Raw genomic sequence first — 25,571 nt, 5'->3', positions numbered from 1 at the left:
TGCGGGCCATGAACTGCCGATAACACGGCTGACCGGTGCGGTGCGGGTTCACCTTGAATCCGCGGCCGATCCGCCGATGACCCAACGGGGCCGCCTGTGCTCCGCCGCGATGAGAGAGAAGGCAGCAGTGGACGGTCTGGACGACATCGTCGAGGAGTTCCTCGTCGAGAGCCACGAGAACCTCGACCAGCTCGACACCGACCTGGTCGCGCTCGAGCAGGAACCGAACTCCCGTGAGCGGCTGTCCAGCATCTTCCGGACCATCCACACCATCAAGGGCACCAGTGGCTTCCTGGCCTTCAACCGCCTGGAGGAGGTCACGCACGTCGGCGAGAACATGCTGTCCCGCCTGCGCGACGGTGAGCTCGCCCTGACGCCCCAGCGCACCAGCGTGCTGCTGCAGATGGTGGACACGGTCCGGTCGCTGCTGACCTCGATCGAGGCTTCCGGCGGTGAGGGCTCGGTCGACGTCTCCGCCGTCGTCGCCGCCATCAGCGCCGCCATGGAGGACGGCCCGGCCGCCACGGTCGAGGCCCCCGCTGCCGAGGCCCCCGTGGCCGCGGGGCCCGCTGCGGCGGCCCCGGCGAAGAAGGCGCCCGCGAAGAAGACGCCCACCAGGGCGCCGGCCAAGGCGGCCGCGAAGGCCCCTGCGAAGGCCCCCGCCAAGCCCGCCGCCGCCAAGGCGCCGGCCAAGCGCGCCCCACGGGCCGAGCCCGTCCTCGCTCCCGTCGTCGAGGAGCTGCCCGAGGGCCCGCAGGATGACCTGCGGGCCGACCTGCCCGAGGAGCCGTTCACCCCGGCCCCCGTCACCGAGGAGCACCCGGTGTCCGAGTCCGTCGCCGTCGACCACCCCGAGGGGGAGGCCGTCCCCGCCGAGGCCGCCGCCGGCGGTCAGGTCCGCCGTGCCGTCGCCGACAGCACGATCCGCGTGGACGTCGACCTGCTCGACGAGCTCATGCTGCTCGTCGGCGAGCTGGTCCTCACCCGCAACCAGATCGTGCAGAACGTCGCGCGGCAGACCGACACCGACCTGATCCGCGCCTCCCAGCGGCTGAACCTGATCGCCAGCGAGCTGCAGGAGGGCGTCATGAAGACGCGCATGCAGCCCATCGACCACATCTGGTCCAAGCTGCCGCGCGTCGTCCGCGACCTCGGCCTCCAGCTGAAGAAGTCGATCCGCCTGGAGATGGAGGGACGGGACACCGAGCTCGACAAGACCCTCCTCGAGGCCGTCAAGGACCCGCTGACCCACCTGGTCCGGAACTCCGTCGACCACGGCATCGAGGCACCCGAGGACCGCAAGAAGGCCGGCAAGCCCGCCGAGGGCGTCCTCACCCTCCGCGCCCGGCACGAGAGCGGCCAGGTCGTGGTCGAGGTGGCCGACGACGGTGCCGGCATCGACCCGGTCAAGCTCGGCGCCAAGGCCGTCCAGCGCGGCCTGCTCACCGCCGACGCACTGTCCCGGATGAGCCCGGCGGACATCCTGCAGCTGATCTTCCTGCCCGGCTTCTCCACCGCCGCGGCGGTCACGAACGTCTCCGGCCGCGGCGTCGGCATGGATGTCGTCAAGACCAACATCGAGTCCATCGGCGGCACGATCGAGGTCGAGTCCGACGCGGGGGTGGGCACCGTCTGCCGGCTGCGCATCCCGCTGACGCTGGCGATCGTGCCGGCGCTGACCGTGGAGTGCGCGACCGACCGCTACGCGATCCCGCAGATCAGCCTGCAGGAGCTCGTGTCGCTGGATGCCGAGAAGGCCGTCAACGCCGTCGAGGAGGTCGGTGGGGCGCAGGTGTACCGCCTCCGCGGCGAGCTGCTCCCGCTGGTCCGGCTCACCGATGTCCTGGGTCTGACCTCCGAGCGGCACGACGGGCACGTCGTCATCGCGGTCCTGCGCTCCGAGGGCCGGCGCTTCGGCCTGGTCGTGGACCGGGTCATCAACACCGAGGAGATCGTCGTCAAGGCGGTCGGCGGCCAGCTGAAGGCGATCGGCCTGTACTCCGGGGCGACCGTCCTCGGTGACGGCACCGTGGCGCTGATCCTCGACGTGCAGGCGCTCGCCCGCCGTGCCCTGCGCACCGAGACCACCGACCGGCAGGAGGCGCGGGCCGGTTCGCTCCAGGTCGCCTCCGCCGAGACCGACCGGCAGCGGATGCTGCTGGCGGCCATCGGGGGAGGTCGCCGGGTGGCCATCCCGCTCGACACGGTCACCCGCCTCGAGCAGGTCCGCACCGAGGCGGTGGAGAAGGTCGGCAACCGGGAGGTCGTCCAGTACCGCGGCGCCATCCTGCCGATGGTCCGGCTGGACCGGCACCTGGGCGCCTACGGGGAGAGCGACCGGGAGGTGCTCGAGGTCATCGTCTACGCCGACCACGGCCGCAGCGTCGCCATCGTCGTGGAGGAGATCCTCGACATCGTCGACGGCGAGGCCGCTGTGCGCAGCGACATCGACGACATGGGTCTGCTCGGCTCGGCCGTCCTCGGCGACAAGGTGACCGAGCTGCTCGACGTCCGGGCCGCGATCCTCGCCGCCGACCCGGCGTTCTACTCCGCTCCTCCCACGACGACGCCCGACGGCGTCCCCACCGCTCTGCTGGAGGTCTGACGTGACCGCTTCGACCCACACCCTCGCGCCGGCGACCAGCGGTCAGCTGGCCACCTTCCGGCTGGACGGCGACCTGTACGGCATCGAGGTCGAGCACGTACAGGAGGTGCTGCGCAGCCAGCAGCTCACCCGCGTGCCGCTCGCGCCGACGGCGGTCGCCGGCCTGATCAACCTGCGTGGCCAGGTGGTCACCGCGATCGAGCTGCGTGAGCGGCTCGGCCGGCCGCCGCGTCCGGAGGGCACCGACCCCGTCGTCATCGTCGTCCGGCTGCACGGCGAGGCGGTCAGCATGCTGGTCGACTCCATCGCCGACGTGGTCGACGTCGACGCCAGCGACTTCGAGGCGCCGCCGGACACCCTGGAGGGTCAGGCCCGTGACCTCATCCGCGGCGCCTACAAGCTCGACGGGAAGCTGCTGCTGGCGCTGGACGTCCAGAAGGCCGTCAGCGCGTAGCGGTTCGTCCTCCTCCGGAGGACGCCACGACCAGGAGCGACACCGCAGCACCGGGCGGCGGGGAGGACCACCTCCCCGCCGCTCGTGCGTTCGGCGGCGGGCGGCCGGGACGAGACGACGGGGACGGCCACGCCAGCACCTCGGGTAGCGATCGATGACGCTCAGTGATCAATCGCTGACCGCACACGGTGCGACACGCGCTGTAGGTGTACAGGCGCTCCTGCGATGGGGTGACGGGCGCATGGTGCTGCCCCGCCCGGGCAGCCAGCATGGGTCCGTCCCGTTGTCGGAGCCGTGGAGGCGTCGTGCCCTACTCGCTGGTCAGTGCCGCCACCCTCGGCTTCGACCTCGTCCGTCTTCCGGGCGGCCGGGCCGTCGCCGAGGTGCTGCTCGCCGGACTGGGGGCCGACGAGCCGGCGATCAGCCGCCTCGCCGGCGTCCACCCCGCCCGCGGCCTGGACCGTGAGCAGCGCGGCGTACGGGCGGTCCGGTCCCGCCGGGCGCGGGAGATGGCCGCCGCGGTGCCCCACGTGCGCACCGCCGCCGACGCCGCCCAGGGCGCCGGGGACCGCACCGCCCTGCTCGTCCGCCAGCTGGAGATGGGCACCATCGGCGACGCCCCCACGCTGGAGCGGCTGCTCCGCGAGGACGTCCTGGGCCCCGAGCACGCCCTCTCCGGCCGGCTGGACGCCGACACCTGGGAGCAGGCCGCCGACGTCCTGGCCGACGCCGCCGTCGGCTTCTGGGCCGCCGGGGTGCTGCCGCCCCTCGTGCGCCGCGAGCTGACCGCCGCCTTCGACCGCGCCCTCGACACCGGCCCGCTGGCCGGCCCCGCCGGGTGGGGGCTGGAGCACGCCGCGGAACTGAATGGTTTCCTCGCCGCCGTGCGCGACCTGGACGACGCGGGGCGGTCGCGCTGGCGTGCGGCCGTGGACGAAGGGCGCGCCGCCCACCGTCCCTGGGCCACCGCGATGCACGAGGCCTCGTGGGGAGCGCACGTCTCCGGGCGCACCCGGGCGCTGGCCGCCGCGCAGCTGCTCGCCGTCCAGGCGTTCCTCGACGGCGGCTTCGACCTGCACGACGGCGCCGCCGGTGCCTGGAACGCCGTGGCCGGGTGCGTCCAGGCACTGGTCCTCGACGATCTGCTCGGCAGTGAGAGCGCCGCGGTGCTCCGCGCCCCCGGGCGTCGGGTCGGCATCCTGTCCTGACCGGCCGCTGCGGTCCGCATCGGTCCGCGATCCCCCGGTGGCCGACCATTTCCGGGGCACATGTCGACCACGACCGTCACGGTCGTCGAGTGGGCATTGTCGACACCCCATTGACGGCCAAAAAATAGCGTCAGACCTTTTCGCGTGTCGGCTGTAGCCCGGCCCTCTCTCGCCGAGACTCTGAGGCAGCACCAGCCCGCCCTGGTCGGGATCCACCACGACCAGGACGGGCTGCGGCGTTCCAGAGGATCCGGCGTTCTCGTTCTCCTGTCCGCGTACCGTCCACGGCCATTCCCCGGAATGCCGAGAACGGTCGCCGGTCGGCAGCTCCGTCTTTCTCTGGCGCCGTGCTGCAGCATTCCTGGCGTCCGTTCCCGAACGAATCGGCGGACGTCGGGGGCCGTACCGCCGAAGGGCTCAAGCCCGACGCGGAGATGCCGATACAGACAACGAGCCCGCCGGTCGGCGCGGGCAGGGGCCAGGAGGACGTGTGAACCCGATCCGGGTGATGGTGGTCGACGACTCGGTCGTCGTCCGCAAGATCGTCACCGACGTGCTCTCCGCGGACCCGGGGATCGAGGTCGTGGGCACCGCCGTCAACGGCAAGGTGGCCCTCGGCAAGCTCGAGCAGCTCAAGCCCGACCTCATCACGATGGACATCGAGATGCCGGAGATGAACGGCATCGAGGCGGTGCGGGCCATCCGCGGCGCGCGCAACCGCGTGCCGATCGTCATGTTCAGCACGCTCACCGAGCGCGGCGCCACCGCGACGCTCGACGCCCTCTCCGCAGGCGCCAACGACTACGTGACCAAGCCGGCCAACGTCGGCAGCGTGGCGCAGTCCATGGAGAGCGTCCGCGAGCAGCTGATCCCCAGGATCAAGGCCCTCACCGGCCGGCCGATGACGCCGTCGCGGGCCACCACCCAGGCGCCCCCGCCCCCGCCGCCGCGCCCGGCCGTGCCACGAACCGGGCCGGGCAAGAAGCCGGCGGTCCTGGTCATCGGGTCCTCGACCGGTGGACCCGAGGCTCTCGCCCGGGTCCTCCCCGCGCTGCCGGCCACCCTGCCCGTGCCGGTGCTGCTGGCCCAGCACATGCCGCCGGTGTTCACCCGGCAGTTCGCCCAGCGGCTCGACCGGCTGAGCCCGCTGCGCGTGGTGGAGGCCGTCGACGGCACCCCGCTGGTGCCCGGCACCGTGCACCTCGCCCCCGGTGACCACCACCTCGTCGTCCGCGCCAACGGCCGCGCAGGCTTCTCCACCTCGCTGAACCAGGGCCCTCCGGAGAACTTCTGCCGCCCGGCGGTCGACCCGCTCTTCCGCTCGGCGGTGGCCGCCTTCGACGGTGCCGTGCTCGGCGTCGTGCTGACCGGCATGGGCGCCGACGGGCGCAACGGCTGCGGCGAGATCCGCAACGCAGGCGGCACGGTCGTCGTGCAGGACCAGGCGACGTCGGTGGTCTGGGGCATGCCCGGCGCCGTCGCCCAGGCCGGCTACGCCGACGAGGTGCTGCCGCTCGACCGCATCGCCGAAGCCATCCAGCGGCACCTCGCCGGTACCGCACCCCTGAACAACGCAACAGCTATGGCCGTGGGAGGTCGTCGATGAGCCTGACCGCGACCAGTTTCGACTGGGTCCGAGAACTCGTCCGCAAGGAGAGCGCCATCGTCCTCCAGCCGGGCAAGGAGTACCTGGTGGAGGCGCGTCTCCTCCCGATCGCCCGGCAGATGGGCCTCGCCGACGTCACCAAGCTGGTCGAGTCGGTGCGGACCCGGCCGAGCGCCGACGAGACCCGCAAGATCGTCGAGGCGCTCACCACCAACGAGACGTCCTGGTTCCGCGATGGTGACCCGTTCACCGCGCTGACCTCGACCGTGCTCCCGGCGCTGCTGCAGGCCCGCGGCCCGAGCGAGCGCCTGCAGATCTGGTCGGCCGCCTGCTCCAGCGGGCAGGAGCCGTACACGATCGCCATGCTTCTGGACGACGCGCTGCCGAACGCCGCCTCGCGCGTCTCGATCACCGCGACCGACCTCTCCCGCGAGATGGTGCAGCGCACGCGCGCCGGCCGGTTCAGCCAGCTCGAGGTCAACCGGGGCCTGCCGGCCCCCATGCTGGTCCGGCACTTCACCCGGGCCGGCACGGAGTGGGAGGTGTCGGCCAACCTCCGGCGGATGGTCAACGCCAGCGAGTGCAACCTGGCGGCGCCGCTGCCGCGGATGGGCCCGTTCGACGTGGTCTACCTGCGCAACGTCCTCATCTACTTCGACCTGCCCACCAAGCAGTCGATCCTCCGCCGCGTGCGGGACCTCATGCGACCCGACGGATGGCTGTTCCTCGGCGCCGCCGAGACCACCCTCGGCGTCGACGACTCCTGGGAGCGGGTCGTCATCGGCCGCAGCTCCGCCTACCGCCCACTGAAGGGGGCCTGACATGCGTGCCTTGGTGATCGACGACTCGCGCGCGATGCGCCGGATCGTCACCGGGATCCTCACCGGGTTCGGCTACGAGGTCCGGGATGCCGAGCACGGCCGCGCCGCCCTCGACGTGCTGGACGAGGGCTGGGTCCCCGACCTGGCGACCATCGACTGGAACATGCCGGTGATGGACGGGCTGCAGTTCGTCTCCGCCGTGCGCGCCAACCCGGCCTGGCGCCGGATGACCATGATGATGGTCACCTCGGAGAGCGAGCACACCCAGATCGTCCGCGCCCTGGCCGCCGGCGCCCACGAGTACATGATCAAGCCGTTCACCGCCGACGCCTTCCGCGACAAGCTCGCGCTGCTCGGCCTGCTCCCGCAGGAGGTCTCCCTGTGACCGCCATGGACACGGGCGAGCGTCGTCGCGCCGGCGACGCCCGCCCCGTCATCGCCGACCTGATCGACGGGGACACCGTCCTGTCGATCGCGCAGGAGGCCTGGATCTCGCTCGTCGGCGAGGACGAGGTGCTCGTCCCGGTGCCCGGTGACCTGCCCGCCGACATCCTGTCCAGCTGGGTCGACATCGTCGGCCCGTGGACCGGCAGCGTCGTGCTGACCACCGCCCGCGCCACCGCCGAGGAGCTCTCGCGTGCCCTGCTGCGCGAGCACGCTCCGGCTGTGCTCGACGGCGAGGACGTCGCGGATGCGTTCGGCGAGATCGCCAACGTGGTCGGCGGCAGCGTCAAGGCCGCGCTGCCCGGCCACTCGGCCCTGAGCCTGCCCCAGGTCGGCAACGCACCGCTGGTGCGCAACCCGGCCGACGTCTGCCGCATCGACGTCGTCTGGCGCGGCGAGCCGATCGCCATCTCCGTGCAGGGCGCCCTCCCGCCACTGCCTGTCCCCACCCCCACCCGCGAGAACGAGGTGTCCTTGTGAAGATCCTGATCGCCGACGACAGCCGCGTCATGCGGCAGATCGTCATCCGCACGCTGCGCCAGGCCGGCTACGACGACCACGACATCGTCGAGGCCGAGGACGGCGCCGACGCGCTGGCCAAGGTCTCGGCGGAGAAGCCGGACCTGGTCCTGTCCGACTGGAACATGCCCAACATGACCGGTATCGAGTGCCTGCAGGCGCTGCGGGCCTCCGGCTCGGCGGTCCCCTTCGGCTTCGTCACCTCCGAGGGTTCCCCGGAGATGCGGGAGAAGGCCGCGAACGCCGGCGCGCTGTTCCTCATCGCCAAGCCGTTCAACGAGGACACCTTCAAGGAGCACCTGGACGGGGTGATCGCATGACCGCCCCCGCCGGCACCGTGCAGCTGCCCGCCGCCAAGGACATCCGCGACATGCTCACCGGCCTGGTCGGCCGGCCGGTCACCGTCTCCCCCGGGGCGCCGGTGACGCCGACGCCGGAGAAGCCGGTGGCGGTCGCCGTCTACGTCGACCCCCAGATGGGCGTGAACGCGCTCTGCCTCATGGACCTGGGTGCGGCCGCCTACACCGGCTCCGCCCTCGCCCTGCTGCCCCCCGGGGGCGCGCAGGACGCGGTCGAGGAGGACGGCGAGCTCACTGGCATGCAGGTCGAGGCGCTGCACGAGGTGGTGAACGTGCTCTCCGCGCTGTTCAACACCGCGGGCGCCCCGCACTCGAAGCTGCACAAGCTGTACGCCCCGGGCGAGGAGCTGCCCGGTGACCTCGCCGGGATGCTCTCCGCCTTCAACCGGGTGGACCTCGCCATCGAGGTGCCCACCTACGGCAAGGGAGCGATCTCCTTCGTCGTGCCGTGAGGCGATGACATGGCGGTCCTCCGGACCGCACCGCGGTCAGGTGCCGTCCCCGGGCGGCGCTGAGCCGCTCCGTCATGGCATCCCGGACCCCTCCGGGGCCCACTCGCCGTGACGCACCGCGGCCGACGGTCGTGCACGGCGAGACCCCCGCCGCCTCCGGGCGACGGGGGTCTCGCCGTGTTGCACGTGGAACAGGTGGTCAGGTGAGAGCGGGCGCCCGGTTCTCGCTCTCGGTCGGCAGGCAGGCCCAGACGTGCTTGCACTCCTCGTCGACGTACCAGCCGTGCGCCACCGACAGGCGGGCCACCAGCTGCAGGCCCATGCCGCCCCGGGCCGGGTCGCGGTCGGCCGTGGGTGCGGGCATCGCCTCCGGCGCACGATCGCTCACGTCGAGCAGCCAGCCGCCGCTGCCGGCCACCACGGTGGCCACCACGGGGTGCTCCCCGTGGCGCAGGGCGTTGGAGGCCAGCTCGTCGAAGGCGAGCACCAGCTGCTCGCCGCACTCGTCGTCGGCGGGCGGGTGCCCCACGTCCCGGAGCCGGGAGCGGAGGGCCGCCCGGGCCGCAGGGAGCTCGGCAAGGGCGCCGAGCCGCCAGCGCCACACCTCGCCGCGTCCGTCCGGTAACGGTCGCACCGGCCACGCGAGTCGCCCCATGCCTCCCCCTCGACTCGGCTGCACGACCGTCTCGTGGTGCCCCGCCCGGGTGACTGTCAACCCCCTCGGGCGCGGTGGCGACGTGCTGTGTGCGGCATCACCCGCTCCCTCCCAGCAGGTGGGATCCCGTTCCCGGAGCGTGCGCGCCCTCGTGCGGCCGGGCCCGGTTCCCGGTGCGGTGCGGTGCGGTGCGGGTGCAGGACTCCGTCAGTCCGGGTGGCGCAGCAGGTACCGGCCGAAGTGCGGCACGGTGAAGGCGATCTGGCCCCGCTCGGCGGAGTAGACCAGCCCCTTCTTGATCAGCGAGTCGCGGGCGGGGGAGAGGGACGCCGGCTTGCGGCCGAGGGTGACCGCGACCTCGGAGGTGGCCACCGCGGTGCCGCCGGGGCCGCCCAGCTCGGCCATGGCGTGCATGTACTCGCGCTCGGCGGGGGTGGCGCGGTCGTAGCGCGAGCCGAAGAAGCCGACGGCGAGCTCGGCCTCGGCGACCGGCGCGGCCATCGCGACGTCGGCGGGGGTGATGGGGGAGGAGGCGGCGACGTCCCAGGTGACCTTGCCGTAGGCCTGCACGAAGTAGGGGTAGCCGTCGGCCGCCTCGTAGAGGGCGTCCAGCGCGGCGGGCTCGAAGGTGACGTCCTCCCGTTCGGCGGGCGCGAGCAGCGCGCGGTCGGCGGCCTCGCGCTCCAGCCGGTCGATCCGCAGGTAGCGGAACAGCCGCTCCGAGTAGCTCTTCGAGGCCGAGAGCACCGCCGGCAGGTGGGGGAGCCCGGCGCCGACGACGATCAGCGGCGCCCCCTGCTGGGAGAGCTCGTGGCAGGCCGCGCAGATGGCCGAGACGTCGTCGGCCTGGATGTCCTGCATCTCGTCGATGAACAGGGCGATGCCGCTGCCGATGTCGGCGGCCACCCCGGCGGCGTCGCTGAGCAGCTCCACCAGGTCGATCTCCATGTCGCCGGAGTCGGCCCGCCCGGTCGCCGCGGGGACGTCGATGCCCGGCTGCCAGCGGTCGCGCACCTTGGCCTCCGGCGTGTTCACCCGCTGCGCGAAGGCCTTGACCACCCCGAGCACCTCGGCGACCGACTCCTGGTCGCCGTGGCGGGGCCCCAGCTCCCGCAGCGCCATGTGCAGTGCCGAGGAGATGGGGCGGCGCAGCGACTGCTCAGGCCGCGCCTCGATCTTGCCGGTGCCCCAGCCGCGCGAGATGGCTGCGGAGCGAAGCTGGTTGAGCAGCACCGTCTTGCCCACGCCGCGCAACCCGGTGAGCACCAGCGACCGCTCCGGCCGGCCCCGGGCGATGCGCTCCAGGACGACGTCGAACGCGGAGAGCTCGCCGTCGCGGCCGGCCAGCTCGGGCGGGCGCTGGCCGGCGCCCGGGGCGTAGGGGTTCCGCACGGGGTCCATGCCGAGCACCGTATGGGCTTCTCTAGCGTTCGCCGTAGAGATTCGTAGAAGGCGCTCACCGCGTGTCGCGTGGGACGGGTGGTGCACCGGGGAGACCGCGCGCCGTCGCGAGGTCCGTATCGGTTCGTCTAGCGCAGTCGCTAGACGCAGTCATACGGCGCTCGCGAGACGGCCTCGCCGGGCACTCCCCGACGGTCGACCCCGCTCTGCGGCTCTCTAGCTCCAGAGCTAGACGGCGCCAGATGCACGGAGATCCCACGATCGGCCGCGCGCCGCCGCTAGCGTGACCACGTGATCAAGTTCGCGCTCAAGGTGGTCATCCTCGGGGCGGTCTTCTACGCCCTGACCTACTTCGACGTGCTCCCGGGGCTGGAGGTCGTGCCGAACCCCGACGCGCCACTGGGCGAGTTCGGCACCTACCTGTGGATCGCCCTCATCTTCGGCGTGGTCAACGCCATCGTGGGGCCGATCCTGCGCCTGCTGTCGCTGCCCTTCGTGCTGCTCACGCTCGGGCTGTTCCTGCTGCTGATCAACGCCGCGCTGCTGGGGCTCACCGCCGCGATCACCGATCGCCTGATGGTCGACGGCTTCGGCACGGCCGTCATCGGTGGGCTGATCCTCGCCGTGGCCGGCTGGGTCGCGGATCAGCTGCTCGACCGCTGAGCAGCCTCGTGCCCGCACTGGTCCCGCGCCGCCGTGACGACGGTCTCAGTGGGCAGTAGCGTGGCCTGACATGGCCAGTGACACCGGTGTCGCCCCGGGGACCCCGGTGCGCGACCGGGACGGCGGGCCGGGGGGCGGCTCCCTCACCGAGCTGGCCGCCCTCGAGGCCGGCCGCGACGAGAAGAAGCTGCTCCTGCGCGAGGCGGCCCGCGCCGCCGTCGCCGAGGCCGGCCGCGGGTCGCCGGCGCTCCCTCCGGGCTGCACCGCCGACGACCTGCCGGCGTTCCTGCGCCGGTACTACTGGAGCGAACCGGCCGAGGAGGTCCTCGCCACCGATCCTGCCCAGCTGGCCGCGCTCGCCCTCGGGCACCTCTCCCTCGCCGAGGTCCGCCCGGTCGGCGCAGCCATCGTCGACGTGCAGGCCGTCCCGCGCGGGCAGGGCGCCGGCCGGACGGTGATCCGGCTCGTCACCGACGACATGCCGTACCTGGTCGACTCGGTCACCGCCGAGGTGGTCCGCCAGGGATTCCGGCTCGAGCACGTGGTCCACCCGTTGCTGGTCGTCCGCCGCGACATCCGCGGCCGGATCACCGCCCTGTGCGACAGCCTGGACGCCGCTGCCTGCGGTGACGATGCCGTCGCCGAGTCGTGGATGGCCGTCGTGCTCGACGGCCCGCTGGACGGCGAGGCGGCCGGTGACCTGGTGACGGGCCTGCGCGCCGTCCTCGACGACGTGCGCGCCGTCCACGAGGACGGCGACCGGATGCGCGCCCGGATGGTCGCCCTCGCCGCCGAGCTCGACGAGCTGGGCCCGGTGAGCGGGGCCGGCCCGGAGGCTGCCGATGATCCCGCCGACGACCCCGCCGAGGCCGCAGCGCTGCTCCGCTGGCTCGCCGAGGGCAACTTCGTGCTCCTCGGCGCCCGCGACGTCGAGATCACCGCAGGAGTGGACGCCGTCGCCCGGCCGGTGCCCGGGACGGGCCTCGGAGTTCTCCGCAGCGACACCGACATGGCCCGCTCGGCGACCGCCCCGCCGGAGGCCCCGGGGCTCACCGGGCGCCACCGGCTCACGGTCACCAAGGCCGACACGCGCTCGACGGTGCACCGCCGGGCGTGGCTGGACCTGGTCGCCGTCACCCTGCCGCACAGCGATGGCGAGACCCGACGGCGCCGGTTCGTCGGGCTGTTCCCGTCCACCGCGTACGGCACGAGCGTGCTCGACGTCCCGCTCGTGCGCCGCCGCGTCGCCGAGGTGGTCCGCCGTTCCGGCGTCCCGGCCGACAGCCACACCGGCAAGCAGCTGCTCGACATCCTGGAGACCTACCCCCGCGACGAGCTGATGCAGGTGGGGGCCGACGAGCTCCTGCCGGTGGCGATGGCGGTCCTGCACCTGCAGGAGCGGCGCCAGACCCGCCTGTTCCTCCGGCAGGACCCGACCGGGCGGTTCTGGTCCGCGCTGGTCTACCTGCCGCGCGACCGGTACACCACCGAGGTCCGGCTCGCGATGCAGCGGCTGCTGCTCGAGCGGCTGGGCGGCTCCGGCATCGAGTTCACCGCCCGGTCCACCGAGTCGGTGCTCGCCCGGCTGCACTTCGTCGTCCGGTTGCCGGTGGGCAGGCAGCGCTCGGCGCCCCCGGTGGACGTGGACGTCGAGGGGCTGCAGGCCGAGTTGGCCGCGGTCGCGCGCAGCTGGACCGACGACCTGTCCGCTGCCCTCTCGGCGCGCTTCGGCGCGGACGCGGAGAGAGTGTTCTCCCGGGTCGCCGACGCCTTCCCCGCCGCCTACCAGGAGGACTTCCCCGCCGAGCGCGCCGTCGAGGACCTCGAGCGCCTGGACGGCCTCGCTCCCGGCGACCTGTCGCTGCGGCTGTGGACGCCGACCGGTGCGGCCCCGGGGGAACGCCGGCTGTCGGTGTACCGGGTCGGCGAGCGGCTGCTGCTCTCGCAGATGCTGCCCATGCTGCAGAACATGGGCGTCGACGTCGTCGACGAGCGGCCCTACGAGATCGACCGGATCGGGGCGCCACCCACCTGGATCTACGACTTCGGCGTCGCCGTCCCCCAGGTCGAGCTACCGCTGGTCCGCTCCCTGCCGGAGCGGTTCACCGAGGCCGTGGCCGCGGTGTGGCGCGGGGACGCCGAGGACGACGGCCTGGGCGCGCTGGTCATGCTCGCCGGGCTGAACTGGCGGCAGGTGACGGTGGTGCGGGCCTACGTGCAGTGGCTGCGCCAGGCCGGGCTGCCGTTCAGCCAGGCGTACGTCGAGCAGACCCTGGCCGCCCACCCCGGCGTGGTCGCCCGGCTGGTGGCGCTGTTCGAGACCCGCTTCTCGCCGGGCCGGGTGACCGGCCGCGACGCCCGGCAGGCCGATCTGGTCGAGGCGCTGCGCCGCTCGATCGGCGAGGTCGCCTCGCTCGACGCCGACCGGGTGCTGAGCTCCCTGCTGGCCGCGGTGACCGCCACCCAGCGGACGACGTACTACGCCACGTCGTCGACCCAGCCCACCCCCCTGGCTCTCAAGCTCGACCCGGCGGAGGTGCCCGATCTCCCCGAGCCCCGGCCCGCGCACGAGGTCTGGGTGAGCTCACCCCGCGTGATGGGCGTGCACCTGCGGTTCGGCAAGGTCGCCCGTGGCGGGCTGCGCTGGTCCGATCGCCGGGAGGACCTGCGCACCGAGGTGCTGGGGCTGGTGAAGGCGCAGATGGTGAAGAACACCGTCATCGTGCCCACCGGCGCGAAGGGTGGCTTCGTCGTCAAGCGCCCGCCGGGGGAGGGGGCCTCCCGCGAGGAGGTGCTCGCCGAGGGGCAGGCCTGCTACCGGCTGTTCATCGGCGCGCTGCTGTCCCTCACCGACAACCTGGTCGAGGGCCGGGTCGTCCCGCCGCCGAAGGTGGTCCGCCACGACGGCGACGACAGCTACCTGGTCGTCGCCGCGGACAAGGGGACGGCGACCTTCTCCGACCTGGCCAACGAGGTGGCGCTGGAGCGCGGCTACTGGCTGGGCGACGCCTTCGCCTCGGGCGGCTCGGTCGGCTACGACCACAAGGCCATGGGCATCACCGCCCGCGGGGCCTGGGAGTCGGTCACCCGCTACTTCCGCGAGCTCCACCTCGACGTCCAGCGCGACGACTTCACCGTCGTCGGCATCGGCGACATGTCCGGGGACGTGTTCGGCAACGGCATGCTGCTCTCCGAGCACATCCGGCTGGTGGCGGCGTTCGACCACCGGCACGTGTTCGTCGACCCCACGCCCGACGCCGCGACGTCGTTCGCCGAGCGCCGTCGGCTGTTCGCGCTGCCCCGGTCGTCGTGGGCGGACTACGACACCTCGCTGATCAGCGAGGGCGGTGGCGTCTGGCCGCGCACGGCCAAGACCGTGCCGGTGTCCGAGCAGATGCGGGTCGCCCTCGGGCTGCCCGGGAACGTGACGGCGCTGAGCCCGGTCGAACTGATCCGCGCGGTGCTGCTCGCGCCGGTGGACCTGCTGTTCAACGGCGGGATCGGCACGTACGTGAAGGCCGCGACCGAGAGCCACCTCGAGGTGGGGGACAAGGCCAACGACGCGGTGCGCGTGGACGGCGGGCAACTGCGGGTCCGGGTGGTGGGGGAGGGCGGCAACCTCGGCCTCACCCAGCGGGGCCGGGTCGAGTACGCGCTGGCCGGTGGCCGGGTGAACAACGATGCCATCGACAACTCGGCCGGCGTCGACACCTCCGACCACGAGGTGAACATCAAGATCGCGCTGAACCGGGTGGTCGACGAGGGGCGGATCGACGCCGAGGGCCGGGCGGCGCTGCTCGGCGAGATGGCCGACGACGTCGCCGCCGCCGTCCTCACCGACAACCACGCGCAGAACGCGACCCTCGCCGGGGAGGCCGCGGCGGCGCGCAGCCTGCTGGACTCCCACGAGCGGTTCATCCGGTCGCTGGAGCGGTCGGGGCGGCTCAACCGTTCGGTGGAGGCGCTGCCCGACGCTCGCGGTCTGGCCGAGCGCCGTCGCGACGGGCAGGGGCTGACCAGCCCGGAGCTGTCGGTGCTGCTGGCCTACGCCAAGCTGCAGACCGGTGACGCCGTACTGGCCTCCCCGCTGCCGGACGACCCGGCCCTGGAGGAGCTGCTGATCGGCTACTTCCCCGCCCCGCTGCGCAACCGGTTCCCCGCCGCGGTCACCAGCCACCCGCTCCGCCGTGAGATCATCGCCACCGCGCTGACCAACCGGGCGGTCAACATCGCCGGCGTCACCGGCCTGTTCCGGCTGGGGGAGGAGACCGGCGTGCCGCTGCCGGCGGTCGTCCGGGCGCATGCGGTGGCGCGGGCGGTGTTCGGCATCGATGGCCTGTGGGACGCCGTCCGCCCGCTCGACAACCAGGTCTCCGCCGCCACCCAGGTCGAGGTGCGCACCGAGGCCACCCGGCTGGCCGAGCGGGCGACCCGCTGGCTGCTCCGCCAGCCCGACCTCACCGCGGAGACCGCGGCTCCCCTGGCGGAGGTCACCGCCCGGTTCGCCCCCGCGGTGGCGCAGGTGGCCGGCGGGCTGCCCGGTTGGCTGCTGGGCAGGGAGGCGGAGGCGTACGCGTCCCGGGCCGCCCGGCTGCAGGAGGCCGGCCTGCCCGCGGAGCTCGCAGCCCGCGTCGCGGCCGCACCGCTGATGCCCGCCGCGCTCGACCTCGCGGTGGTCGCCGAGCGCACCGGGGCACCCGTGGCCCTGGTCGGCCGGGTCATGCAGCGACTGGCCGAGCGGCTCGGCCTGGTCGCCCTGCGCGAGCAGGTGACCGCCCTGCCCCGCGACCGCCGCTGGCCCGCGATGGCCCGGGCCTCGCTGCGCGACGACCTCGCCATGGAGCAGTCCTCGCTGACCGAGGACGTGCTGAGCCTGCGCACCGCGGACACCGACGACGCAGACGAGCTGGTGTCGAGGTGGGAGGAGGGCTGGGCCGCCGCGCAGCACCGCGCGGCCGCCCAGCTGGCCGACATCACCGCCGGGGAGCGGCAGGAGCTCGCGGAGCTGCTGGTCGCCGTCCGCACCCTGCGCGGGCTGCGCCGACGCCGCCAGGCCCGGCGCCTGCCGCGCCCCGAGGAGAAGTAGCCGCCGCCGAATGACTCCGCGCCCTAGCGGGCAGGGTCGGGGCGTCCGCCGTCCCGACCTGAGGAGCCGCTGTGCCGCTGCGCCCGCTCGACCGCACCGACGGGTACCTGCCCATCGAGGACCACGGCCTGATCGGTGACGGCCTCACCTGCGCGCTGGTGGCCCGGGACGGCAGCATCCCCTGGCTGTGCCTGCCGAACTTCGACAGCCGGCCCTTCCTCGCCGGCATCCTCGACGCCGAGCGCGGCGGCAGCTTCGGCATCGCTCCGGCGGGGCTGCGGGAGTCGGCCCAGCGCTACCTGCCCGACACGGGGATCCTGGTGACCGAGCTGCAGGGCGCCGACGGGCGGCTGGAGCTCACCGACTGCATGACGCTGCGCTCGGGGTCCGACCTGGGCGAGCAGGTGCCGCCGGGGCGGGGGGAACTGCTGCGCCTGGCCCGGGCGGTCGGGGGTCGGGTGACGGTCGAGGTCCACCTCGACCCGCTCGACGGCGTCCAGGTGCGGCGCGAGCTCGGCGCGTGGCGCATCCTCTGGCCGGCCCACCCGGAGCTCGAGCTCTCCCTGTGGTGCTCGCACGAGTTGTCCGTCGACCGGACCGGCGCCCTGAGCGCCCGCGTGGAGCTCGACGACGGCGAGCTGCTCACCTGCACGCTGCACTGGTCGGGGCAGACGCACACCCGGTCGCGCACCGCGCCCCAGCGGCTGGTCGACCAGACCGCCGCCGCCTGGCGGGACTGGGCCGGGCGCATCCAGTACGACGGCCCGCAGCGGGAGCTCGTGCGCCGCTCCGCGCTCACGCTGAAGCTGCTCGACCACGCCTCCACCGGCGCGATCATGGCCGCGGCGACCTCCTCGCTGCCGGAGGCGATCGGCGGCGTGCGCAACTGGGACTACCGCTACACCTGGGTGCGCGACGCCGCCTTCACCACCTACGCCCTGCGCCGGATCAGGATGCACGAGGAGGCCGACTCGTTCCTGGCCTGGACGCTGCGCAACATCGAGCGCGACGACCGGGCGAGCATCGTCTACACCCTCGACGGCCGGCGCCCCGGCCTGGAGTGGCAGGACCTCACGCTCTCGGGGTACCGGGGATCGGGGCCGGTCCGGTGGGGCAACGGGGCGGCGCGGCAGGTGCAGCACGACGTCTACGGCGAACTGCTCGACGTCGCCTACCAGTGGGCGCGCGCCGGCGGCGAGGTGTCCCCGCCGCTCTGGCGCGCCCTGTGCGAGCTGATCGGGCAGGCGATCGCCAACTGGCGGACGCCGGACAACGGCATCTGGGAGATCCGCGCCGCGGGCCGGCCCTTCACCTACTCCGTCGCCCTGTGCCACGTCGCCGTCGACCGGGCGTTGCGCATCGCGGACCTCTGCGGGCTGCCGCACCCCCGGCGGGAGTGGCAGCGGGAGGCCGACCTGATCCGGGCGACGCTGCTCGAGCAGGCCTGGGACGACGAGCGGGGGACCTTCACCGAGCACCTGGCGCCGCCGGGGGAGGCGCAGCGGGGCGGGCTGGACGGCTCGCTGCTCACTCTGCCGCTGCGCCGGGTCGTCGCCGCGGACGACCCGCGCATGGTGGCCACCACCGAGGCGGTCCGCCGGCACCTCGACGCCGGCGACGGGCTGCTCTACCGGTACCTGCACGACGAGTCGCCCGACGGGTTGCCCGGGGGCGAGGGCGCCTTCCTGCTCTGCAGCTTCTGGCTGGTCGACAACCTGGCCGGTCAGGGCCGGCTCGACGAGGCGCACTCGCTGTACGACTCGCTGTGCGGGCGGGCCAACGAGGTCGGTCTGCTGGCCGAGGAGGTCGACCCCTCGACGGGTGCCTTCCTCGGCAACTTCCCGCAGGCGTTCAGCCACGTCGGGGTGATCACGAGCGGGTGGAACCTGGCTCGTGCCGAGTCGGCGCGGGCGGGGGAGGAGCGGGCATGAAGCGGTCGTTCGTCGTCCTCGGTGGGAGCGGTGACCTCACCGGCCGGTTACTGCTGCCCGGGCTGGCCGAGCTCGTCGAGGCGGGAGTGCTCGACGAGGAGGTCGACGTCCTCGCGGTGAGCCGGGAGGAGTGGAGCGACGAGGACTACCGGGGGTGGGCGCGCCGCCGGCTGGACGCCCACGCCGCCCACGTCCCCGAGGGCACCCGGGACCGGGTCGTCGGTCGTCTCCGCCACGTCCGCGGGGACGTCACCGTGGGCGAGGACCTGCGCCGGGCGCTCGACCGGGTCGAGCACGTGCCGGTGGTCTACCTGGCGCTGCCGAACACCGTCTTCCGGCCGACCCTGGAAGCGCTGGTGGAGGTGGGGCTTCCCGACGGGGCGATCGTCGCCGTGGAGAAGCCGTTCGGCCGGGACGGGGCCGACGCGCGCGAGCTCAACCGCCTCCTCCACCAGCTGGCGCCGGAGGACGCCGTCTTCCGCATCGACCACTTCCTCGCCAAGCAGACGGTGCTCAACGTCCTGGGGCTGCGGTTCGCCAACCGGTTGTTCGAACCGGTGTGGAACGCCGCGCACATCGAGCGCGTGGACATCGTCTTCGACGAGACGCTGGGGCTGGAGGGCCGGGCCGGCTACTACGACACCGCCGGCGCCCTGCGCGACATGCTGCAGAACCACCTGCTGCAGCTGCTGGCCCTGGTGGCGATGGAGCCACCGCTGACCGTCGACGCGGCGGGGCTCGCGGCCCGCAAGGGCGACGTGCTGCGCGCCGTCCGGCCGCCGGAGGACGTGCGCCGGGACACCGTGCGCGCCCGGTACACCGCCGGCACCGTCGGCGAGCGGGCGCTGCCCGACTACGCCGTCGAGGAGGGCGTGGACCCGGACCGGGGGACCGAGACCTACGCCGAGTTCACCGTGACCATCGACAACTGGCGGTGGTCGGGCGTCCCGTTCCGCCTGCGGAGCGGGAAGGCACTGGGCGCCCAGCGGCGGGAGATCGTGATCCGCTTCCGGCCGGTCCCGCACCTCGCCTTCACCGACGAGGATCCCGAGCCCGACGTCCTGCGCATGCAGCTGGACCCCGACGGCATCGCGCTGGAGGTCAACCTCAACGGCGCCGGCGACCCGTTCGACCTCGAGCGGCGGACCCTGGACATCGCCCTGCCCCCGGCCGGGCTGTCGGCCTACGGGTTGCTGCTCCGGGAGATGCTGGCGGGCGACGCCGCGCTGTCGATCAGCGACGTCGAGGCCGAGGAGTCGTGGCGGATCGTTGGGCCGGTCCTCGCCGCGTGGGCGGCCGGCGAGGCGCCGTTGCTGGAGTACCCCGCCGGCTCCGACGGCCCCACCCCCGCTTGACGTGCGAGATCTGCACACCCGCCCCCATCAGGGACCTGATGCGGGCGAGTGTGCAGATCTCGCCCGGTCTAAGGAGATCTAGCTGGAACGCTAGAACCAAGTAGACGAGCTCAGAGGGCCGGCCGGCGCTCGCCGAACCGGGTCGCCTGCTCGAACGCGTGCCCCACCTCGAGCACCCGCCGGTCGGCCCGGGCCGGGCCGATCACCTGCAGGCCGACCGGCAGCCCGTCCGCGGTGAAGCCGCCGGGCACCGACAGCGCCGGGCAGCCGGTGGCCGAGATGACCGTGCAGGAGCGCATCCACTCCAGGTAGTTGTCCTGGTGGACGCCGGCGATCTCGGTCGGGTACTCGATCTCCACCGGGAAGGGCAGCACCTGCGTCGTCGGGGCGAGCAGCACGTCGTACCGCTCGAAGAACGCGACCATCCGCTCGTGCAGCTTCGTGTGCAGCTGCTCCGCGCGGGCCAGGTCGGCGCCGGTGAGCTCCGCGCCCCGCGCCGCGTTCCAGCGGATCGACTCCTTGACCTGGTCCGGGTGGCGGCGGATCAGCTCGCCGAACGACGCGTCGAACAGCCACGCCCGCAGCGTGCCGAACACCTCGTCGGCGCCGGAGAGGTCGGGGCAGGCCTCATCCACCGTCGCTCCCAGCGACTCGAACACCGCGATCGACGGCGCGAGCCCGGCGGTGATCGCGGGGTCGACGGTCACCTGCCCGCCGAGGTCGGGCGCCCAGGCCACCCGCAGCCCGTCCAGCCGCTCGGGCAGGGGTGCGGCGAACCCGGCGCCGGGCTCCTCCAGCGCGATCGGCACCCGGGGGTCCGGCCCGGCCAGCACCGACAGCTGCAGGGCGACGTCGGCCACGGTCCGCCCCATGGGCCCCTGCACCGAGAGGGTCGACCAGCCCATCGGCGCCGGCCAGGTGGGCACGCGGCCGGGGGTGGGCCGCAGCCCGACGACGTTGCAGAACGCGGCCGGGTTGCGCAGCGAGCCGCCCATGTCGCTGCCCTCGGCCAGGGGCACCAGCCCGGCCGCCAGCGCGGCCGCGGCCCCGCCGCTGGAGCCGCCGGCGGAGAGCCCGTGCCGGTAGGGGTTGTGGGTGGCGCCGAACACCGGGTTGAAGGTGTGCGAGCCCGCCGCGAACTCCGGCACGTTGGTCTTGCCCACGCGGATCGCCCCGGCGCCCACCAGGCGGGCCACCACCAGCTCGTCGGCGTCCGGCACGGTGTCGGCGTGCACCGGAGAGCCCCAGGTCGTGCGCATGCCCCCGGTGGCGTGGGTGTCCTTGTGCGCGACCGGGAGCCCGTGCAGCGGGCCGAGCGGCTCGCCGGCGGCCTGCGCGGCGTCGGCGGCGTCGGCGGCGGCCCGGGCGGCCTCGGCGTCCAGCGTCACGATCGCATTGACCCGCGGGTTCACCCGCTCGATGCGCCGCAGGTGCGCCTCGAGCAGCTCCCGGGCGGACACCTCCCGGCGGCGCACGAGTGCGGCCAGCTCGGTGGCGGGGCGGGTGCAGAGCTCGTCGTCGGCGGTCACCCCGGCAGCCTGCCAGAAGCCCGCGTGCGTGCGGGTGCGGCCTCCGGGGAACGATGACCGGTGATGACCGACGAACGCACCACTGCCGACGACGCGGGCTCCGCGGACACCACGAACGAGGGCACGACCTTCGAGGGCACCACCTTCGAGGACCTGGGCCTGCGCCCCGAACTGCTGAAGGCGCTCGGTGCCCTCGGCTACGAGGAGCCGACCCCCATCCAGCGCGAGGCCGTCCCGCCGCTGGCGGAGGGCCGGGACCTGCTGGGCCAGGCGGCCACGGGTACCGGTAAGACCGCCGCCTTCTCGCTGCCCGTGCTCCAGCGGATGCCGGCCCACCGCACCGACCGGGACCCGGTCGCGCTGGTGCTGCTGCCCACGCGGGAGCTCGCCGTCCAGGTGTCGGAGGCGCTGCACCGCTACGGCCGTGACCTGGGCGCCCGCGTGCTGCCCGTCTACGGCGGGGCACCGATCGTGCGGCAGCTGCGCTCGCTGGAGTCGGGCGTCGACGTCGTCGTCGCGACCCCCGGCCGCGCCCTCGACCTGCTCAACCGCGGCGCGCTGCACCTCGGCGAGATCGCGACCGTCGTGCTGGACGAGGCCGACGAGATGCTCGACATGGGCTTCGCCGAGGACCTCGAGGCGATCCTCGACGCGACCCCGGAGGAGCGGCAGACGGTGCTCTTCTCGGCCACGATGCCCCGCCGCCTGGACGCGCTGGCGCGCCGCCACCTCACCGACCCGGTGCGGATCACCATCGCCCGGGAGCGGGCGGCGCCCGGTACGGCGCCCCGCATCCGGCAGACCGCCTACGTCGTCCCCCGCGGTGCCAAGCCGGCCGCGCTGGGCCGGATCCTGGACGTCGAGGCGCCGACGGCGGCGATCGTCTTCTGCCGCACCCGCGAGGAGGTCGACTCCCTCACCGAGACCCTGAACGGCCGCGGGTACCGGGCCGAGGCCCTGCACGGCGGGATGAGCCAGGAGCAGCGCGACCGGGTGATGGGCCGGCTGCGCGGGGGGACCGCGGAGCTGCTGGTGGCCACCGACGTCGCGGCGCGCGGGCTGGACGTCGAGCAGCTCACCCACGTCGTCAACTACGACGTCCCGTCGGCGCCGGAGTCCTACGTGCACCGCATCGGCCGGGTCGGCCGGGCCGGCCGCGAGGGGGTGGCGATCACGCTCGCCGAGCCCCGGGAGCACCGGATGCTCAAGACCATCGAGCGGGTCGCGGGCGCGCCGATCGCCGTCGAGAAGGTGCCCACGGTCGCCGACCTGCGGGCCCGCCGGCTCGACCTCACCCGGGGCGCGCTGCGGGAGAGCCTGCTCACCGACGACCTGGACCGCTTCCGGGTGGTCGTCGAGACCCTCACCGACGAGTTCGACCTCATGGAGGTGGCGCTCGCGGCGGTGAAGCTCGCGCACGAGGCGGCCGGGCCGGTGGACGACGACGAGGAGATCCCCCAGGTCTCCTTCCGCCCGGAGCGGGACGGCGGGCGCGCGGGGGGCGGCCGGGACGAGCGCGGCGGCCGTCCGGCCGGGCGCTCCGGCGGCGCTCCGGGCGCGCGCCTGTTCGTGGGGGTGGGCCGGGACGCCGGCATCCGGCCGGGCGACCTGGTCGGCGCCATCACCGGGGAGACCGGGCTGACCGGGCGCGACGTCGGGTCGATCGAGATCCACCAGCGGTTCGCCCTGGTGGAGGTGCCCGAGTCCGCGGCCGACGAGGTCGTGCAGGCGCTGCGCGCCACGATGATCAAGGGGCGCAAGGCGCAGGTGCGGCGCGACCGCGGCCGCTGACCCACCGGCGGGCTAGGCCCCGGCCGGATCCTGGGGCACGGTGGGCGGCACCCGGACCGGTCCGGCCTCGGCCGGCCGGGGGCGGTCCTGGGGGTGCAGCCGGACCGCGACCAGCGCGACGTCGTCCTCGGGCCGGCCGTGCACCAGCCGGTCGAGCAGTTCGTCCAGCAGGTGCTGCAGCGGCAGGTCGGCCAGCTCGACCACCGCCTCGCGCAGCCGCTGGATCCCCTCGTCGAGGTCGGAGTCGCGGCGCTCGACGAGCCCGTCGGTGTAGAGCAGGACCGTCGAGCCGCGCTCGAGCGTGGCCACCGTCTCCCGCCGCTGGGTGCTGGGGTCGACACCGAGCAGCAGGTCGCCGGTCCACTCGCCGAGCTCCGCCACCTTGCCGTCCGGGGTGAGGACCAGCGGCGGCAGGTGCCCGGCGTTCGCCCAGCGCATCCTGGTGACGCCCTGGCCCAACTCCTCGGGGGTTTGCTCGAACCGGGCCACGGCCGCGGTGGCCAGCGTCGGGATCTGCAGCGTCGTCATCGAGGCGTCGAGCCCGCGCAGGACCTCGCCGGGGCCGGCGTCGCTGTAGGTGGCGACCCCGCGCAGCAGCCCGCGCAGCTGCCCCATGGCGGCCGCGGCCTCGGTGTCGTGCCCGACGACGTCGCCGATGACCAGCATCGTCGAGCCACCTGGCTGCAGAAAGGCGTCGTACCAGTCCCCGCCGACCCGGGCGGCCTCCGCGGCGGGGAGGTAGCGCACCGCGATCTCGGCGTGGTCGGGCTCGGGGGGCTCGGTGAGCAGGCTGCGCTGCAGCCCCTCGGCGAGTTGCTGCTGGGCGGTGTACAGCCGGCCGTTGTCCAGGGCCAGACCGGCGCGGTCGGCGGCCTCCTGGGCGGTGGCCAGGTTCTCCGCCTGGGTCGGGGTCGCACGGGTGTAGTAGACGGTGAGCAGGCCCAGCGTGCGGTTGCGCCCGCGCATGGGCAGGACGACGGCCTCGCGGGGGCCGAGCCGGGCCAGCAGGTCCCTGGCCTCGCCCGGGGCCATGAGCTCCAGCACCGCGGCCCCGTCGCTGCGCTGCTGCTCACCGGTGCGCAGCGCGATCGCGGCCGGCGAGTCCGGCGGCATCGAGTCCATCCGCACGCTCCGGTACCGCTCCAGCACCGGGCACATCGCGGGGTCGGCGTGCCAGCCGCCGACGTCCCGCGGCCGGCCGTCCTCGTCCACGATCGTGACGATGCAGAAGTCGGCGAGCGCCGGCACGACCAGCTGGGGCAGGTGCGCCATCGCTGCCTGCTGGTCCAGGGCGCCGGCCAGGTCGGCGCTGACGCGTGCCAACAGCGCCAGTCGCTGGGCCGACCGCTCCGCCTGCTCCTGCATCCGGCGGCGCTCGGTGACCTCGAGGAAGTACACCGAGAGCCCGTCGGGGCTCGGCCAGGCGCGCAGCTCGTACCAGCCGTCCAGCGGGGCCGGGTAGTAGGCGTCGAACGACACCGGCTCGCCGGTGCGGACCGCCTGGTCGAAGCCGTCCTCGAAGACGCTGTTGAGCGCGTCCGGGAAGGCCTCCCACAGCACGCGGCCGAGCAGCTCGTCGCGGGTCACCTGCAGCAGCCGCTCGGCCTCGGCGTTCACGTGGGTGAACCGCCAGTCGCGGTCGAGGCTGTAGAAGCCGGCGGGCATCGCCTCGAGCACCCGGGTGACCAGGGTGGCCGCCTCCCGCTCGCCGGTGATGTCGAAGGCGGCGCCGAGCAGGCGGACGGCGGAGCCGTGGCGGTCGGGCAGCGCCCGGCCGCGGGCGTGCACCCACCGGGTCTCGCCGTCGGGTCGGACCACGCGGTAGGTCGCGTCGAAGTCGCCGCACTCGTCGATGGCGTTCTGCAGCGCCTCCCCGACCGGCTCCAGGTCGTCCGGGTGCAGCCGCGCGTTGAACGCCTCGATCGTCTGGTCGAAGCCCTCGGCGTCGTAGCCGAACAGCGTGATGAGCTGCTCGTCCCAGATCAGCTGCCCGGTCGCCAGGTCCCAGTCGAACGTGCCGACCTCGCCGGCCTCGGTCGCCAGCTCCCAGCGCACCCGGTCGTTCTCGGACCGCCGCAGCAGCGCCGAGAGCTCGAGCTCGGTCATCACCGAGCCGGCCAGCTCGCGGAGCGTGTCGATCTCCGACGCGGCCCACGGCCGCGGCTCGGGGTCGAAGACGCAGAGCGCGCCGACGACGGCACCCGAGGCGTCGGTGAGCGCGATGCCCAGGTAGGAACCGACGGCGCCGGCCCGGACGGGCGGGAGGTCGCGGACGCGCTCGTCCGACCGGGCGTCGGGAACGACGAGCGCCTCCCCCGCGGGCAGCGCGGCGGTCACCGTGCAGAGGGATTCCTCGAGCGGTCCGGTGGTGCCCACGGCGGCGGCGCCGGTGCCGGCGGCGACGTGCTGGATGTCCACCAGCAGAGAGACCTGGCTCCCGCTGGTGCCCAGGAGCCGGGCGGCGAGCGCCGCGAGGCGGTCCAGGCCGGTGAGGTCCCCGTACGGGAGGACGGCGCGGGCAGCCGCCACCCGGGCGGGATCCTGCCGCAGCTGGGCCGCCGACCAGGCGCCGAGGGTCGCTGCCGCGCCGACCGTGCGGTCCGATCCGTCCACCGAAGCCCTTCTGCCCCGGCGGTCGCCGGATCCGTGACACCGGGCGCCGCACTGTTCGGGCGCACCGGATCACCGCAGT

Annotated in this window: 18 protein-coding genes; 14 read left to right on the top strand and 4 right to left on the bottom strand. The window is 74.0% G+C overall.

What is annotated here, in order from left to right:
• The first annotated feature begins 127 nt into the window (after window positions 1–127).
• The 9 genes from ACI79K_RS14700 to ACI79K_RS14660 all read left to right on the top strand — a co-directional run bounded on the left by ACI79K_RS14700 (window position 128) and on the right by ACI79K_RS14660 (window position 8,468).
• Window positions 128–2,605 carry a chemotaxis protein CheW gene (locus ACI79K_RS14700; protein ID WP_456600047.1) on the top strand — a complete coding sequence of 826 codons (2,478 nt, stop codon included), beginning with the start codon at window positions 128–130 and terminating at the stop codon, window positions 2,603–2,605.
• Between the two features lies 1 nt (window position 2,606).
• Window positions 2,607–3,059, top strand: coding sequence for a chemotaxis protein CheW (locus tag ACI79K_RS14695; RefSeq protein WP_456590158.1), 453 nt, complete (start codon window positions 2,607–2,609; stop codon window positions 3,057–3,059).
• A gap of 305 nt (window positions 3,060–3,364) precedes the next feature.
• On the top strand, window positions 3,365–4,267 hold the full coding sequence (locus ACI79K_RS14690; RefSeq protein ID WP_456590159.1) for a hypothetical protein: 903 nt from the start codon (window positions 3,365–3,367) through the stop codon (window positions 4,265–4,267).
• A gap of 490 nt (window positions 4,268–4,757) precedes the next feature.
• Window positions 4,758–5,873, top strand: coding sequence for a protein-glutamate methylesterase/protein-glutamine glutaminase (locus ACI79K_RS14685; RefSeq protein ID WP_456600046.1), 1,116 nt, complete (start codon window positions 4,758–4,760; stop codon window positions 5,871–5,873).
• Complete coding sequence (locus ACI79K_RS14680) at window positions 5,870–6,694, top strand: CheR family methyltransferase (RefSeq protein WP_456590161.1); 825 nt, start codon at window positions 5,870–5,872, stop codon at window positions 6,692–6,694. The genes ACI79K_RS14685 and ACI79K_RS14680 overlap by 4 nt, the downstream gene beginning before the upstream one ends.
• Window position 6,695: 1 nt before the next feature.
• On the top strand, window positions 6,696–7,079 hold the full coding sequence (locus ACI79K_RS14675; RefSeq protein WP_456590162.1) for a response regulator: 384 nt from the start codon (window positions 6,696–6,698) through the stop codon (window positions 7,077–7,079).
• 5 nt (window positions 7,080–7,084) lie between these two features.
• Window positions 7,085–7,618: a chemotaxis protein CheX gene (locus ACI79K_RS14670; protein ID WP_456590220.1), complete on the top strand. Its 534-nt coding sequence runs from the start codon at window positions 7,085–7,087 to the stop codon at window positions 7,616–7,618.
• On the top strand, window positions 7,615–7,977 hold the full coding sequence (locus tag ACI79K_RS14665; RefSeq protein ID WP_456590163.1) for a response regulator: 363 nt from the start codon (window positions 7,615–7,617) through the stop codon (window positions 7,975–7,977). Before ACI79K_RS14670 ends, ACI79K_RS14665 begins: the two co-directional genes overlap by 4 nt.
• Window positions 7,974–8,468 (top strand): hypothetical protein, encoded by a 495-nt coding sequence (locus ACI79K_RS14660; protein WP_456590164.1) that lies wholly within the window; start codon window positions 7,974–7,976, stop codon window positions 8,466–8,468. Before ACI79K_RS14665 ends, ACI79K_RS14660 begins: the two co-directional genes overlap by 4 nt.
• A 199-nt stretch (window positions 8,469–8,667) precedes the next feature.
• Here the strand turns inward: ACI79K_RS14660 and ACI79K_RS14655 are convergent, their stop codons facing one another.
• The gene (locus ACI79K_RS14655; RefSeq protein ID WP_456590165.1) at window positions 8,668–9,123 is read right to left on the bottom strand and encodes an ATP-binding protein; all 456 of its coding nucleotides are present in this window, start codon (window positions 9,121–9,123) and stop codon (window positions 8,668–8,670) included.
• A gap of 207 nt (window positions 9,124–9,330) precedes the next feature.
• Complete coding sequence (locus tag ACI79K_RS14650) at window positions 9,331–10,524, bottom strand: AAA family ATPase (RefSeq protein ID WP_456600045.1); 1,194 nt, start codon at window positions 10,522–10,524, stop codon at window positions 9,331–9,333.
• Window positions 10,525–10,815: 291 nt separating this feature from the next.
• Here ACI79K_RS14650 and ACI79K_RS14645 point away from each other — a divergent pair, with 291 nt between their 5' ends.
• From ACI79K_RS14645 to ACI79K_RS14630, 4 genes are all read left to right on the top strand, one after another.
• On the top strand, window positions 10,816–11,187 hold the full coding sequence (locus ACI79K_RS14645; RefSeq protein WP_456590167.1) for a phage holin family protein: 372 nt from the start codon (window positions 10,816–10,818) through the stop codon (window positions 11,185–11,187).
• 70 nt (window positions 11,188–11,257) lie between these two features.
• Window positions 11,258–16,273, top strand: coding sequence for an NAD-glutamate dehydrogenase (locus ACI79K_RS14640; RefSeq protein WP_456590168.1), 5,016 nt, complete (start codon window positions 11,258–11,260; stop codon window positions 16,271–16,273).
• A gap of 71 nt (window positions 16,274–16,344) precedes the next feature.
• The gene (locus ACI79K_RS14635; protein ID WP_456600044.1) at window positions 16,345–18,204 is read left to right on the top strand and encodes a glycoside hydrolase family 15 protein; all 1,860 of its coding nucleotides are present in this window, start codon (window positions 16,345–16,347) and stop codon (window positions 18,202–18,204) included.
• Window positions 18,201–19,559 carry a glucose-6-phosphate dehydrogenase gene (locus ACI79K_RS14630; protein ID WP_456600043.1) on the top strand — a complete coding sequence of 453 codons (1,359 nt, stop codon included), beginning with the start codon at window positions 18,201–18,203 and terminating at the stop codon, window positions 19,557–19,559. The genes ACI79K_RS14635 and ACI79K_RS14630 overlap by 4 nt, the downstream gene beginning before the upstream one ends.
• A 110-nt stretch (window positions 19,560–19,669) precedes the next feature.
• Here the strand turns inward: ACI79K_RS14630 and ACI79K_RS14625 are convergent, their stop codons facing one another.
• Window positions 19,670–21,088: an amidase gene (locus ACI79K_RS14625; RefSeq protein WP_456600042.1), complete on the bottom strand. Its 1,419-nt coding sequence runs from the start codon at window positions 21,086–21,088 to the stop codon at window positions 19,670–19,672.
• A 63-nt stretch (window positions 21,089–21,151) separates the two neighbouring features.
• Here ACI79K_RS14625 and ACI79K_RS14620 point away from each other — a divergent pair, with 63 nt between their 5' ends.
• Entirely contained in the window at window positions 21,152–22,879 is a 1,728-nt protein-coding gene (locus ACI79K_RS14620; RefSeq protein WP_456600041.1) for a DEAD/DEAH box helicase, read from the top strand.
• Between the two features lie 12 nt (window positions 22,880–22,891).
• On the opposite strand, the gene ACI79K_RS14615 is transcribed toward ACI79K_RS14620, so the two are convergent.
• Window positions 22,892–25,492 carry a SpoIIE family protein phosphatase gene (locus ACI79K_RS14615; protein WP_456600040.1) on the bottom strand — a complete coding sequence of 867 codons (2,601 nt, stop codon included), beginning with the start codon at window positions 25,490–25,492 and terminating at the stop codon, window positions 22,892–22,894.
• Between the last annotated feature and the right edge of the window lie 79 nt (window positions 25,493–25,571).

The sequence above is a fragment of the Blastococcus sp. SYSU DS0616 genome, assembly GCF_054051015.1.
This window is presented reverse-complemented; position numbering and strand designations above follow the sequence as displayed.